General features: G+C 41.4%; 11 protein-coding genes. 2 read left to right on the top strand and 9 right to left on the bottom strand.

Annotation, left to right across the window (positions count from 1 at the left end; all coding sequences use genetic code 11):
- Positions 1-2: 2 nt before the first annotated feature.
- The 4 genes from ctaE to cyoE form a co-directional block, all read right to left on the bottom strand.
- Positions 3-626 carry a cytochrome c oxidase subunit III gene (ctaE, locus tag MHH31_RS07200; protein WP_096881364.1) on the bottom strand — a complete coding sequence of 208 codons (624 nt, stop codon included), beginning with the start codon at positions 624-626 and terminating at the stop codon, positions 3-5.
- Positions 623-2494: a cytochrome c oxidase subunit I gene (gene ctaD / locus MHH31_RS07195; RefSeq protein ID WP_007499823.1), complete on the bottom strand. Its 1872-nt coding sequence runs from the start codon at positions 2492-2494 to the stop codon at positions 623-625. Before ctaD ends, ctaE begins: the two co-directional genes overlap by 4 nt.
- Positions 2495-2682: 188 nt before the next feature.
- A complete protein-coding gene (coxB, locus tag MHH31_RS07190) occupies positions 2683-3750 on the bottom strand; it encodes a cytochrome c oxidase subunit II (RefSeq protein ID WP_024720297.1) in 1068 nt (355 codons plus the stop codon).
- A 278-nt stretch (positions 3751-4028) separates the two neighbouring features.
- The gene (gene cyoE / locus MHH31_RS07185; protein WP_007499825.1) at positions 4029-4946 is read right to left on the bottom strand and encodes a heme o synthase; all 918 of its coding nucleotides are present in this window, start codon (positions 4944-4946) and stop codon (positions 4029-4031) included.
- Between the two features lie 389 nt (positions 4947-5335).
- Here cyoE and MHH31_RS07180 point away from each other — a divergent pair, with 389 nt between their 5' ends.
- Positions 5336-6259, top strand: a complete 924-nt coding sequence (locus MHH31_RS07180; protein ID WP_342495413.1) for a heme A synthase — start codon at positions 5336-5338, stop codon at positions 6257-6259.
- Positions 6260-6298: 39 nt separating this feature from the next.
- Here the strand turns inward: MHH31_RS07180 and MHH31_RS07175 are convergent, their stop codons facing one another.
- The 5 genes from MHH31_RS07175 to glsA all read right to left on the bottom strand — a co-directional run bounded on the left by MHH31_RS07175 (position 6299) and on the right by glsA (position 14314).
- Positions 6299-7732 (bottom strand): deoxyribodipyrimidine photo-lyase, encoded by a 1434-nt coding sequence (locus MHH31_RS07175; protein ID WP_342495412.1) that lies wholly within the window; start codon positions 7730-7732, stop codon positions 6299-6301.
- 300 nt (positions 7733-8032) lie between these two features.
- A complete protein-coding gene (gene pyc, locus MHH31_RS07170; protein ID WP_041092203.1) occupies positions 8033-11479 on the bottom strand; it encodes a pyruvate carboxylase in 3447 nt (1148 codons plus the stop codon).
- A gap of 79 nt (positions 11480-11558) precedes the next feature.
- Complete coding sequence (gene ftsW, locus MHH31_RS07165; protein WP_326241511.1) at positions 11559-12770, bottom strand: putative lipid II flippase FtsW; 1212 nt, start codon at positions 12768-12770, stop codon at positions 11559-11561.
- A gap of 210 nt (positions 12771-12980) precedes the next feature.
- Positions 12981-13262 carry a YlaN family protein gene (locus tag MHH31_RS07160; RefSeq protein ID WP_003212509.1) on the bottom strand — a complete coding sequence of 94 codons (282 nt, stop codon included), beginning with the start codon at positions 13260-13262 and terminating at the stop codon, positions 12981-12983.
- 122 nt (positions 13263-13384) lie between these two features.
- Entirely contained in the window at positions 13385-14314 is a 930-nt protein-coding gene (glsA, locus tag MHH31_RS07155; protein ID WP_019743436.1) for a glutaminase A, read from the bottom strand.
- A gap of 120 nt (positions 14315-14434) precedes the next feature.
- On the opposite strand from glsA, the gene MHH31_RS07150 reads away from it, so the two are divergent.
- A complete protein-coding gene (locus MHH31_RS07150) occupies positions 14435-14917 on the top strand; it encodes a hypothetical protein (protein WP_008345056.1) in 483 nt (160 codons plus the stop codon).
- Positions 14918-14929: the final 12 nt, after the last annotated feature.

The following is a 14929-nucleotide window of genomic DNA, read 5'->3' as shown; positions in this document are numbered from 1 at the left end:
TCTTATCCCACCATTCCCATTAAATATACAACGGTAAAGATGAAGACCCACACAACATCAATGAAGTGCCAATAAAGGCTTGCCACATAATATTTTGGTGCATTGTATAAATCGAGTCCGCGTCTCATATTCCGAATCATCAGAGCGGTGATCCAGCAAAGTCCAAATGCGACGTGAGCCCCGTGTGTTCCAACAAGCGTATAGAAGGAAGAGCCAAGTGCAGAGCTCGTAATGGTAAATTCATACGCATGCACATAATGATAAAACTCATAAATTTCTACCCCTAAAAATCCAGCACCTAAAAGAACGGTTATACCAAGCCAAAGCTGCATTTTTTTAAAGGCAAAGTTTTTCATATGATACATAGCATACACACTCGTTAAACTGCTCGTTAACAGAAGCATTGTGGCAATAAACACAAGTGTGAGGTCAAACATTTCAGTTGTTGTTGCGCCGCCTGCATTTGAATTTTTCAGCGCCAAATAAGTGGCAAACAAAGATGCAAACAGGACCGTTTCTCCCCCAAGAAACAACCAGAACCCGACGAACTTATTCTTTCCTTCTAACGTGGCTTTCTCAGGAGAAGCCGGAAAGGTTTCCGCTGTCATTTTTTGTGGTTCCATTATGCTTTCACCCCTTTGTCATCGTCATCCGTCAAATCTTCTTTGTGAATATGGTATCCATGATCATCTTTAAGAGAGCGAACGAGCATGGTCGCAAACGTGATGCCAAGACCAATGAAGATCACCGGTAGACCCCAGCTGTGTTCTTGACGATACATAAAACCAAACGCTGACACAAATAGACCGAATGAGATAATGATAGGCAAGATGGAATTATTCGGCATGTGAATATCATCGAGCGGTTCAGATGCTGTCATTCCTTTTTTACCATCCATTTTCTCAATCCATAATGGATCAAGTCCCCGTACAAGAGGCAGCTGCTTAAAGTTATATTCTGGCGGAGGTGAAGATACTGCCCATTCAAGCGTTCTTCCATCTCCCCAAGGATCGCCCGATACACGCTCCCCTTTTGCTGTCGTCCAGATGATATTAATCAGCATGATGACAACTGCTACAAACATGAACAGTGCCCCAATCGTACTCACCAAGTTCCCAAGGTCTAGACCCTGACCTGGCAAGAATGTAAAGACTCGGCGCGGCATGCCCCAAAGACCGAGAAAATGCTGGATAAAGAACGTTAAATGGAAACCGACGAAAAACAGCACAAAGCCAATTTTCCCAAGCTTCTCATTCAGTATTTTCCCAAACATCTTCGGCCACCAATAATGCACACCTGCTAAAATACCGAAGACCACACCACCGATAATGACATAGTGGAAATGCGCCACAACGAAGTACGTGTCATGGAACTGATAATCCGCTGCTGCTGCTGCAAGCATGACGCCGGTTACACCGCCAAGTAAGAATGACGGAATGAACGCAACTGAATATAGCATCGGCGTTGTGAACTTCACATTACCGCCCCATATGGTGAGCAACCAGTTAAAAACTTTAATTCCAGTTGGCACCGCAATCGCCATTGTGGCTACGGCAAAGATCGCATTGGCAATTGGACCAAGTCCTGTTGTGAACATGTGATGCGCCCACACCATGAATCCAAGGAAACCAATTAATACAGTCGCAAACACCATGGACGAATAACCAAACAATCTTTTTCTTGCAAACACCGGAATGATCTCAGAGAAAATCCCAAATGCCGGCAAAATCAAGATATACACTTCTGGGTGTCCAAAAATCCAGAACAAATGCTCCCAGATGATTGTATTTCCGCCGAGCTCTGGATTAAAAAAGCTCGTATCAAACATTCGATCAAGCATCAGCATCGCAAGCCCTGCTGTCAGCGGCGGGAATGCGAATAAAATTAGTGCAGATGCCACAAACGTCGTCCAGGTAAAGAGCGGCATTCTCATATACGTCATACCTGGCGCTCTCATATTAATAATCGTTGCAAGAAAGTTGATTCCGGCAATTAGCGTACCAATACCCGCTATCTGCAACCCTAAAATATAGAAATCCATGCCGTGCCCTTCTGAATTCAGCGTGAGCGACGCATAGGCAGTCCAGCCTGCATCAGGTGCTCCGCCCATAAACCATCCAAGGTTTAAGAAAATACCTCCGAAAAAGAACAGCCAAAAACCAAGTGAATTCACAAATGGAAACGCTACGTCACGTGCACCAATTTGAATGGGTACAACCGCATTCATTAATGCAAATAAAAGCGGCATTGCTGCAAGGAAAATCATCGTTGTTCCATGCATCGTCATCACTTCATTGTAAAACCCTGCACTCACAAAATCATTTTCAGGGATGGCTAGCTGAATACGGATAATCATCGCTTCCAGGCCACCAATTAAAAAGAAAAATCCCCCTGCCACTAAATATAGTATGGCAATTTTTTTGTGGTCAACCGTCGTTAAGTAATCCCATAAGACAGCGCCAAACCCCCGCTTTTTAGCTATTGTACTCACCATGAAATCCCCCTCTTATCTCCCATTTGCCCCTTTTCATATCAATGTCTATCTTCACGTTCTAAAAACAGACTATATCTGACAGATGACTTATTCTTGGATGTAGAGACTTATTCGGGAGCTCTTAACAAAAACTTCACATAGATCGTATACCCTTTTGAATGTGCGCAACTTCAAGCTGCTCAAGGCATTTACTGTATTTTAAGACCTTTTAAATACTCGTAGAGTGCATCTGCTTCTGAGTCATTTAGTTTAGGGTACGTCCCTGTCATCTTATTACCTGGTTTAAAGCTCTCTGGATCTTTCAGCCATGCTTTGACATTTTCTTTGTTCATGTCTTTAATTCCAGCTACTTTTGTCCGCTCTCCGAAGGTTGCAAGGTTTGGTGCAGTCCTTGCCGCCTCTGGTCGTTCATCTCCAGGCTCTACCGCATGACAGCTTAAACAGTTTTTCTCTTTAAAGAGTTTTTCACCCTCAAGGGCTAGATCTGACGTAGACGCAGGCTTCTTATAATCTGCCATCTTTTTCGTCCAGCCTAAAAACTCATCTTGAGAAAGCGTTTTAACTTTAAAGTCCATTAAAGCATGTGATGGACCACAAAGCTCTGCACATTTCCCATAGAAATATTCTCCAGCATCTTTCGTTCGTTTTGAGTCAAACGTTAAATAAAACTTGTTCTCGTTGTCTGTATTTGTATCAATTTTACCCCCAGCTGATGGAATCCAGAATGAGTGTTTCACATCAGATGCTTTCAGCTTAAAATAAACCTTTTGATCAGTTGGAACAATCAATTCCTGACTTGTCACAATCCCATAATCAGGGTATTCAAATTCCCACCAATATAAGCTGGCTCTTACATTCACTACAAGTGTCTTTTCAGGATCTCGTTTTTTCTTATCCATGGCGCTTGTATCCCCTAGCTCAAGCGTGTACGCCACAACAGGTACAACGAGAATAATGAGTAGAAGTATCGGAATCGCTGTCCACGTAATTTCGAGGTTACGGTTCCCTTCTACCTGTTTAGGAATCGTATCTTCTCCCACTTTAGAACGTTTGAATTTAATGATGACGTAAAAGAAAATGATCGATACAACAATAACGACAAGAACCATAATAAGTGTACTCAGTACCGTTAGGAAAAACTGTTTATCTGCTACTTCCCCAACTGGCTTGAGTGTTGATAAGTATGGTTCACCGCAGCCCGCCAAAACGAGCGTCAGTAAGAGAAACAGTGAATAAACACGCCATTTTCTTATCATAATTTGTCCCAACCCCTTTTGCTTGATCTCCTTTGCCTTTCGCTTTTACCTCTTATTTATAAAATCACCTTTCACCCATCCATAACCCCCGCCTCTTATAAAAGCACTTACATTTCCTCTTTTCATAAAAAAATGATGTTTTTACTCAAAATACCATCTATGTATAAACAGAAAGCCGCCTAAATAGAACTGAATATCAGGCGGCTTTCATAGTTGTAAGAAAATGTTGTGTTATAAGATATAGCCATTGTTTTGATGTGATCAAAGTGTATTTCACTCTAGAATAGTGTAATAATAATCATCGCAACGAAAAAGATCGTTAAGTAGTTTAATGAATAAACGAACATGAGTGTTGACCACTTCATGATATCTTTCATTTTAAAGCCCATAAGACCAATGACGAGCCATCCAATGTTCAGCAATGTGCCAAGTGCGACAATCGGCCATCCTAATCCACCTAAGAAAAATGGAAGCGGAAGAAGACATGCTGTCCAAATGATGATTTGGCGTTTTGTGACTTCAAAGCCGTAAACAACTGGCAGCATTGGAATACCTGCTTTGCGGTAATCTTCCGTTTTCTTAATCGCAAGTGATAAGAAATGCGGAATTTGCCAGATGAACATAATCATAAACAGGACCCAAGCCGTTGTGTCGATGGTGCCTGTAACAGCTGTCCAGCCAATTAATGGCGGAACCGCACCAGATACACTCCCAATGACTGTATTAATGGTGTAATGACGTTTAGACCACATCGTGTATAGAACTGCATAAGTAAAGACACCGATAAATCCAATCACTGCTGATGTAACAGTTGTCATCAGAAGCATAATCAGTCCAAGTACAACAAGCAGAATACCAAATGCATACGCTTGACCTGGCTGAACTTTACCTGTCACCGTCGGTCTTGTTTTTGTTCTTTCCATTAGTATATCAATATCACGGTCAAACGCATTATTAATGGCGCATGAACCGGCAATAATAAGAGAAGAACCAATCATTGTTAACAGCACAATATCAAGATTCCCAAGAAAACTCATATCTGTAAAATAAAAAGCAAGCCACATTCCAGTAAATGTTGTAATGAAATTGGAATTGACGATGCCCATTTTAATAAGAGCAAGAAAATCTTTTAAAGCGGTTGTTTCTTCTATTTGTCCATGAATAGCTGCTTCCGCGGCTGTTTTGGAATTTGCCAATGTGTATAACCTCCCTTGCCCAAACCTTCAAACGAACGAATAAAACGTAAAATCGTTACAACTCTATCATACAAGATAAAGAGCTGTAAAAAAACATCCTATTAAATAATAAACGACAAACTTGAAGTTATTTGTGAACTTTTCGTGAATTTATTAGGATGTGCGTTTCAGAAGGCGGTGCAAAATGAAATATTCTCTCCTCTATTTCTATCAGACTGTCAAAGAAAGATCAAGCACTCTAAATCTGTAAACTTTGTGAACTAACATATCATTTTTTTGTGAACTTTGGTCATTATGAATTGCAACAGAACACGCATTTGGCTTAAACTTGAGAGCATGTGAGGTTTTCATTTAGATCAGAAGTTATTTAGAGAAGGTGAAATCATTTGATGAAATTTGCTTTAAGGTTATTGAGCGTTGTCACAACATTTGTGATGCTGATCGTTCTGATTGGCGGTGCGCTTGTGACGAAAACTGGCTCCGGTCTTGGCTGCGGCAGACAATGGCCCCTTTGCCACGGTCGTTTCTTTCCAGAAATGAACCCTGCTTCCATTATCGAATGGAGCCACCGCATGTCAACAGGAGTTTCCACCATTCTTGTATTGGCACTGGCGGTCTTATGCTGGAAAAGAATCAGTCCAGTATTCCGTGAAACCAAATTTTTGGTCATCATGTCCATTATATTCTTACTGCTTCAAGCGCTGTTAGGGGCACTCGCCGTTGTGTTTGGTTCTAACGCACTTGTCATGGCACTGCACTTCGGTATTTCACTGATTTCTTTTGCTTCCGTTTTACTGCTGGCACTGCTTGTGTTTGAAGCCACCAGATCTGAAACAAAGCTTGTGAAGCCGCTTCATATCGGCAAAAGAATGCAGTTCCATATTTATGGGTTGATCACATATACGTATATTGTGGTGTATACGGGCGCCTATGTGAGACATACAAAATCAAGTCTTGCATGCTCTGTCTTCCCATTTTGTTCAAAAGACGGCGCACTTCCAGCGTATTTTAATCAATGGGTTCAAATGTCTCACCGAGCAGCAGCCCTTCTTTTATTCGTTTGGATATTTGTTGCGATGTTCCATGCCCTTAAACATTATAAAGAACAAAAGCAGCTGTATTATGGATGGATCATTTCAGCCATTCTGATTACACTTCAAGCGATCTCTGGTGTCATGTCTGTTTATTCTCAGCTCGCACTCGGTTATGCGCTTGCTCATTCATTCTTTATTTCTTGTTTGTTTGGGGTACTATGCTACTTCTGCTTACTCATTGCCCGGTTTAAATATGAAAATAGAGAGCCTTTCAGATAAACATACAATCCCCCTTTCATCCGAAAAGGGGGATTTCTTTTATGTTTGTTTCGCTTCTTCAAATAGCGAAATGGCCTTTTTTCGTCTTTCTTGATGATCGACTGTAGGCAGAGGATATGTATCCCCCAACACACATCCCGATTTCATTTGCTCATCTATCGGCATTTTACTCGGTTCATGAATCCATTTTTCATTCACATGCTTTAGTTCTGGTACATACCTTCTAATATATTCTCCGCTTGGATCAAATCGTTTCGACTGGGTCGTTGGGTTAAAAATACGGAAGTAAGGAACAGCATCCGTTCCGACAGAGGCTGTCCACTGAAATCCTCCAATATTCGAAGCCTCATCATAGTCGGCAAGTTTTCTCGCAAAATACGCCTCGCCCATTCTCCAATCGATGAGATAATCTTTTGTCAGAAATGAAGCCGTCACCATTCTCAAACGGTTATGCATCCAGCCTTCTTCATTTAACTGTCTCATCCCAGCGTCAACGAGTGGGAAGCCTGTTTGTCCTTTACACCAAGCTTCAAAAAGTGTCTGATCATCATTCCATTTTATATGTTGAAAGGAGGCGTTGATTTCTTTTTCTTTCATCTCTGGATAATGCGCAAAGATCATATGATAAAAATCACGCCACGCTAGCTCTTTCATAAATGTTTCCTTGCCCTTATCTTCAAAAAGTTCTTCCTCATTGACTGCATGAAAGATCGTGCGAATAGAAATGGTCCCGGTTTTTAAAAACCGAGACAGCTTGCTCGTCCCAAAAACAGACGGAATATCTCGTTTCTCGTGATAATGCGTCAATCTTTCTTGAATAAAGCCGCCTAGCGTGCTCATCGCTTTGTCTGATCCAATCTGATCGAATTTCCTTGTACATTTCTTGATGATGTCCCTTAGTTTCTCATCTCCCTTTTCAGAAAGTGACTCATCACAAATCGTATGCTTGCTGCTCAGAAATGATTTGTCAACTTTTATCACAGACTGCTTCTCCTGCTTCCGCCACGCTTGATAGTATGGAGTAAACACTTGATAATGAGTCCCATCCGCTTTTAAAATATCTCTCGCCCCATGCAGATGCGTATCTTGCCACTTTGACACATGAATGCCCTTTTCTTCTAAGAAACAGGTCACTTGCTCATCACGAATTCGACCATTTCCTACTTCGTCCTCATTAAAAAAGACCGCATTGATGTCATAAGCATTCATGAGCTTTTGAAAAGCGGACAAAATATCATCATGAATGAGATGAACATACATGTGAGATTCTCTCGCTTCCTTGACGAAATTGGCCAAGTTTTGAAAGAAATGTTCGTTGTTCAAATCCAGTTCCATTTCTGTAAAAAATGGATCTAGATGATAAAAAGCAAATAATCGGTACTGATGTTTTTTTGCATATGTGATCGCTTTTGATAAGGCGATATGATCATCCAATCGCATATCTCGGCGAAACCAAATCACGACAATTTCCACTCTTTCTTCACCTCATTCTATAGTGTAATCACTCTAGCGGGCGGCTGCACATTTTAATGCGCTCAACAAAAAGACACATCGCAGTAGATGTGTCTTGGATTGTTTACAAAGGGCTAAAATGCTCTTTATTTTAGCCCTTTGTCTTCTTTTCAGCGTGATAGAAAGCCCTTGAAGTCTAGGAAGAACGAGTACTGGAGCGGAGCGAATGTGACATTCGTGAGCACCAGCACGCAGGACTGACAAAGAATGCAAGGGTTTGTCTATACGCTGAGACACATCGCAGTGGATGTGTCTCACTCATTATTCAGGCTTTAAGACAATCAACAGATCTCCAGTTTGAATCCCTTCTCCATTCGTGACATGAATTTCATCCACGACTGCTGAGAACGGTGCTTGTACCGTCGTTTCCATTTTCATCGCTTCATTGATCATCAAATGCTCACCTTGAGAAATTTTCTGTCCTTTTTCAACAAGTACTTTGATCACAGTGCCTGGCATCGATGCCGCAATGTGATTTGGATTTGAGCGATCTGCCTTCATTTTTTCTTGAACGGAGGATTTGATGCTTTCATCCTTAATGACCACTTCACGCGGCTGTCCATTCAGCTCAAAGTAAAGCACTCTTGTAGCATCTGGATTCGGTTCTCCAATTGACACGAGTTTGACAATGAGGGTTTTCCCTTTTTCAATTTCTACCTCAATTTCTTCACCAAGTCTCATCCCGTAGAAGAAGGTTGGTGTGTCAAGAACAGAGATATCTCCATAGCTTTCTGCTGTTTGAACAAATTCAGAAAAGACTTTCGGGTATAAAGCATATGCAATGGCATCTTGTTCTGTCAACGTCAAATCATGTGATTCTTTGAACTGCTTTTTGATCTCTTCAAAGTCCACAGGCTTCAGTTTCTCACCCGGTCTGACAGTAAGCGGCTCCTCCCCTTTTAAAATCAGCTTTTGCAGCTTTTCTGGGAATCCGCCATGAGGCTGCCCTAAATAGCCTTTAAACAATTCAACAACCGAATCTGGGAAATCCAGTGTTGCTCCTTTTTCATAAACATCCTCTTCTGTCAGATCGTTTTGCACCATATAAAGTGCCATATCTCCGACCACTTTAGAAGACGGTGTCACTTTCACAATGTCACCAAACATGTCATTTACACGTCTGTACATTTCTTTTACTTCATTCCAGCGTTCGCCAAGGCCGACCCCTTTCGCCTGCTGTTGCAGGTTACTATACTGGCCACCAGGCATTTCATGCTCATAAATTTCTGTATGCGGTGAATTCATTCCGCTTTCAAACTCATGATAATATTTTCTGACGGAATCCCAATATTGTGAAAGACGTTCAACCGCTTGAACATTCATTTCTGGCTTTCTTTCATGTCCGTCTAAAGCATAATATAATGAGCTCGCACTTGGTTGTGATGTGAGCCCCGCCATAGAGCTGACTGCAACATCAACAATATCAACACCTGCATCAATCGCTCTTGCATAGGTGAAGAGTCCATTTCCACTCGTATCGTGTGTATGAAGATGGATTGGAATCGTGAGCTCGTCTTTTAGAGCCGATACAAGCTCATAAGCCGCTTGCGGTTTTAATAATCCCGCCATATCTTTAATGCCTAAAATATGAGCGCCTGCGGATTCAAGCTCCTTCGCAAGAGAGACATAATATTTCAAATCATATTTCGGACGTGATGGATCAAGAATATCACCTGTATAACAAATCGCTGCCTCTGCCACTTTGCCGGATTCACGAACAGAATCAATGGCAAGCGTCATGCCTTTGACCCAGTTTAGACTGTCGAAAATACGGAAAACGTCAATGCCTGCCTCTGCCGATTCCTTTACAAATGCTTTAATCACATTATCCGCATAGTTTGTATATCCAACAGCGTTTGATGATCTTAATAGCATTTGGAACAAAGTGTTTGGCACTTCTTGGCGAAGCTCTTTCAATCTTTCCCAAGGATCTTCTTTCAAGAAACGATATGCCACATCAAATGTAGCGCCGCCCCACATTTCCATACTGAATAACTCTGGCCATAAACCTGCTGTTGGCTGCGCAACTTTCTTTAAGTCGTGTGTTCTAAAGCGTGTTGCAAGCAGCGATTGATGCGCGTCTCTAAAGGTTGTATCTGTTAAGAGTACACCGCTTTGCTCTTTCACCCAATTGGCGAGCCCCTCAGGTCCATGCTTGTCTAACAATTGTTTTGTTCCAGAAGGTATCGTTTCATGGACAGCAAGTTTCGGCACATTTGGTTGATCAAAATGAGGCTTCTTATTTTCCGAAATACCAGGGAACCCATTAATGGTAACGTTACCAATATAAGTAAGCATTTTCGTTCCGCGGTCTTTTTGCTTAGGGAAGTTAAATAGCTCAGGTGTTGAATCAATAAACGATGTATCATATTCCCCTCTTAGAAACTTCTCGTGCTTTGCGACGTTTTCAAGAAACGGGATATTTGTTTTAATGCCACGAATCCTGAATTCTTGTAAATTTCGGACCATTTTAGCCGCAGCTTGATCAAATGTAAGTGCCCAAGTTGACAGCTTGACCAACAGTGAATCGTAATAAGGTGTAATCACCGCACCTTGGAAGCTGTTCCCTGTATCAAGACGTACACCAAAACCACCGCCTGAACGGTAAGCCATGATTTTTCCTGTATCTGGCATAAAATCATTCAAAGGATCTTCTGTTGTGACCCTTGATTGAATGGCAAATCCATGTGTAAAGATATCTTCTTGTTTTGGTATCCCGACTTCTTTGCTGTGGAGGTCATGTCCTTTTGCGACAAGAATTTGGGTTTGGACGATATCGACACCTGTGATCATTTCTGTGATCGTGTGTTCCACCTGGACCCTAGGATTGACTTCAATAAAATAAAACTCCCCATTTGCCACTAGGAATTCTACAGTCCCTGCATTGATATACGATACATTCTGGGCCAGCTGAACAGCCGCTTCACAGATGTCTTCACGTAATTGATTAGAAAGAGACACACTTGGCGCAACCTCAATGACTTTTTGATGACGCCTTTGAACAGAGCAGTCACGCTCGTATAAATGAATGATATTGCCGTGATTGTCTCCAATCACCTGCACTTCAATATGTTTCGGATTTTCAATCAACTTTTCAACATATACTTCGTCATTTCCAAAAGCCGCTTTCGCCTCTGACTTTGCACGGTCATAGGCTTCGTTCAGCTCCTCTTTTGATCTGACAATCCGCATACCTCGGCCGCCGCCTCCAAGTGAAGCTTTAATAATAAACGGGTAGCCGTATTCTTCACCGAATTTTTCGACTTCTTTGACCGAATCAACTGGCCCGTCACTTCCTGGAATGACTGGAATCCCAGCTTTTTTCGCTTCATCTCTCGCTTTTACTTTATCTCCAAACATATCTAAATGTTGAGAAGTTGGGCCGATGAATTGGATGCCTTCCTCTTCGCATCGTCTTGCAAAATGAATGTTTTCAGATAAAAATCCGTATCCTGGATGAATCGCATCCACGTCATTTCGTTTTGCAATTTCGATGATCCCCTCGATATCAAGGTAGGCATCAATCGGCTTTTTCCCTTCTCCAACTAGATATGCTTCATCGGCTTTATAGCGATGATAAGAGCCCGAGTCTTCTTTGGAGTAAATGGCCACTGTACGTAAGTTGAGCTCCGTACAGGCCCTAAAGACTCTGATAGCGATTTCCCCTCTGTTTGCAACTAGAACCTTTTGAATTGTTCTCTGTGACATTCTCACTCCTCCATATCCCTTAAAATTTTATATGTACTCTATAATAAAGGAAGAAATGAAAACTGTACACTTTTGTTTTCTAAAGATTCAAAGTTTTCTGCAATCCATTTTTTTGAAGCGATGGTTTGCTGATTGATTTTTTCTTTTTATAACGCTCTTTATATTCAGTGAACATGCTGATATTCAGCAATATTCCCATACATCCACTCAGTAAAATGATAGAGGATCCCCCGTAGCTGATAAACGGAAGTGTGACCCCAGTGATCGGAATGAGACCTGAAACACCGCCCAAATTAATACACGTTTGGATGGCAATCATTGAAGAAATTCCTATTGCAAGCAAACTTCCAAACGGATCTTCACACTTTCTCGCAATGTAAAAACCTTTCACAACAATAAAGCCAAGGAGAGCAAGGACAAAAAATACACCGAAAAAACCAAGCTCTTCCGAGATAATTGCCATGATAAAATCTGTATGCGGTTCTGGAAGGTATCCATACTTTTGTACACTCTCTCCAAGACCAAGCCCAAAAAAGCCGCCTGATCCAATCGCATAATATGAATTAATCAATTGATGCCCAGAAGCGCCTGCGTCTTTAAATGGGTCTTGGAAACTCTCAAAACGTCCAAGACGATTCTGCGTAAAAATTTTATCCCAAAAAAGAATAATAAACGGTGTCACAACAACCATCACCGCACTAAATAAAGCGAGCAGCTTGGCCAGCGTTTTACCGCTAAACCCTGAGCATAAAATCATCGCAAGGGCAATCATACCAATGATAAAAGCTGTCCCATAGTCTGGCTGCAAAATAATAAATCCGCATAGGATGGAGACAACCACAATTGGAGGTGTAACCCCTCTTAAAATATGGTCAATATAATGCTGCTTCTTTGCATAGACAGCAGCAAGATAAATGATGACAACGATCTTCACGAATTCCGCTGGCTGAAGACTAAAAGGTCCAAATTTGATCCAACTTCTAGCATTCCCTGCAATGTGACCGCCAAAGTACACATAAATGAGAGAAAACACAGATAGCAAAAGCATCACAATTTGGAATCTTTTATTTAAGAGCAGCTGATACGGAATGAGGGCTGTAAAAATCAAGATGACCGCCCCGACAATCATAAATAAAAGCTGTTTCTTGAAAAAATTATCTGGCGCAGCATCATATCTGATCACAGATGTAATCATACTTGAGCTATACACCATCACCAAGCCGAATGCGCTAATTAATATAATGGCGAACAATAATGAGTAGTCATACGATTTTAGCATTCTCTTTAACATATAATCCTCTTCCTAACGTCTATTTCTACTGCTTGAAATTCTCTTCTCTTAGCTGTTCTTATTCTACTACATTTTCTCCGTTTGATCCCGTTTTACCTCTTTATATTGTTCGTCTTTCATGAGACAATCAAGTCCGTTTGGCATCAATCAAAATAAAAAGGCGGACAAAAAAACTCAAACTTATGTTGTGGAAGTTTGAGTTTTCAATCATTATTTTTTTGTGAACGCATCATGAAGTGCGGATAGTTCTCTCTCAAGTTTATCGAGTAGTTTTTTGCCTTCATGTTGATCAACTAATCCAAGCCGGACAGCGAAATCAATTTCTCTCGATAATCCGAACATTTGAGTATCTAAAACCTCTTCATAAAGAGGACATTGCGGCATCGTTAAGTTGTCCATTTGCACTTGGATCAATTTTAAAATTTTATCTGCATCCAATTTTAATAAAGCCAGTGCTTTTTGCCGATGATCGACTAAAATTTCTGACGCCAAAAGTATCCCTCCGTTCCCCAGGCGAGTACCTAATTCTTCTATTTATCATAAAGCGAAACGCCCAAAATTGCAAGCAGATTTGTACAGTTCGCTCTGTAAAAATAAAAAGAAGCCATTCGTCATTAAAAGATACTCATCTCATATTTTTCACTCATGAGCTCAAGCAGCTTAATACCCGCAATACTATTCCCTTTTTCATCCAAAGCAGGCCCGAATATACCTATCCCAAAGTCGTATGGCGCCGCCCCCATAATTCCGCCTGAAACACCACTTTTAGCAGGGATTCCGATATTGATCGCAAATTCCCCGCTCGCATTGTACATACCGCATGTGACCATAAACGTTTTACAAATTCTAGCAACATCTTTCGAAAGGATTTGCTTTCCTGTCTCTGGATGCCTGCCATCTAATGAAAAAACACACGCGATCTTCGCCAAATCCAGGCTATTCATCATGACGGCGCACTGCTTCGTATAGACATCCATCACCTCTTCTACATTCCCTTTAATGATATGATATTGCTTCATATAATAGCACATTGCGCGGTTAATCATTGATGTTTCAAATTCGGATGCAGCGGTTTCTTTGCAATATGTAATGGTGGTGTCATTGGCAAGCTCTCTAATAAAACCAAGCAGCCGGTTCAGCTGATCTTGCGGCGTTGCCCCTCTTATTAAACTTGTAACGGCAAGCGCCCCTGCATTAATCATTGGGTTAAGCGGCTTATTGGGGCTTGCTGTCTCTAGTTTAATCATCGAATTAAACGGGTCGCCAGTCGGTTCTTGTCCAACATATTGAAACACTTTTTTCGGTCCTTCTTCTGAGAGCACGAGCGCCAGGGCTAATACTTTTGAAATACTTTGCAGGGTGAATCGTTTATCAACATCTCCCGCTGAGTGGCACGTATTACTCACATGATAAACAGCGACAGATAAATCCGATTGATCCGCTTTACCGAGTGCCGGAATATAGGATGCTACCTTTCCATTTTTGGCCACCTTTTTTGCCTCTTCTACAAATCGCTGAAGCTCTTCATTGTCACGACATGCCATGCCCAAAATCCTCCCTATTTTTCGTCTAATCGTAGTGTGTACAAGGAAGTGCATGTTTATGAAAGTGACAAAGCGGGCGAAAACTTCTATAATTTATGTTGGAAAGGGGTTGTCTTGAACATGAGCATTATTCAAATCAAGGGGAACGTACAATACAAGATCACCATTGATCCGAGTGTATGGATTTTTGATGACCGTAAATTTTTAATGGATTCATTTTTTGAGAAAAGTGCAGCAAACGAAGAGCAGCAGCTAGATCAGGAACTCGATCAAGAGCGGGTCATAAGAGAAGGTCAAACACTTCCACCCACATTAAAAACAGAGAAAAAGTACGAAAAAGAAAGGCTTGTCACAGGCAGCTTCGGGATGAAACTTGGCGACATGATAAAAAATGCAGAACCGCTCGAACAAGCGGAGACGTGTGAATTTGTCACAGAAACAGAAACAATTGCTGTTCCGCTCTCTAAGGCGATGGATAGCATTGCCCATTTCAGCCAAAATGGAAAGCCTATAACAGAAGAAGGACCAATCCACGTTTATTTCGAGGATCAGTCCAACATCACTCAGCCGATTAAAGGCGTCAAAGAGTTAATCATTACATAAGATGACGGGTCT

The sequence above is a fragment of the Bacillus sp. FSL K6-1033 genome, from assembly GCF_038630765.1.
Classification (GTDB): domain Bacteria; phylum Bacillota; class Bacilli; order Bacillales; family Bacillaceae; genus Bacillus; species Bacillus altitudinis.
This window is presented reverse-complemented; position numbering and strand designations above follow the sequence as displayed.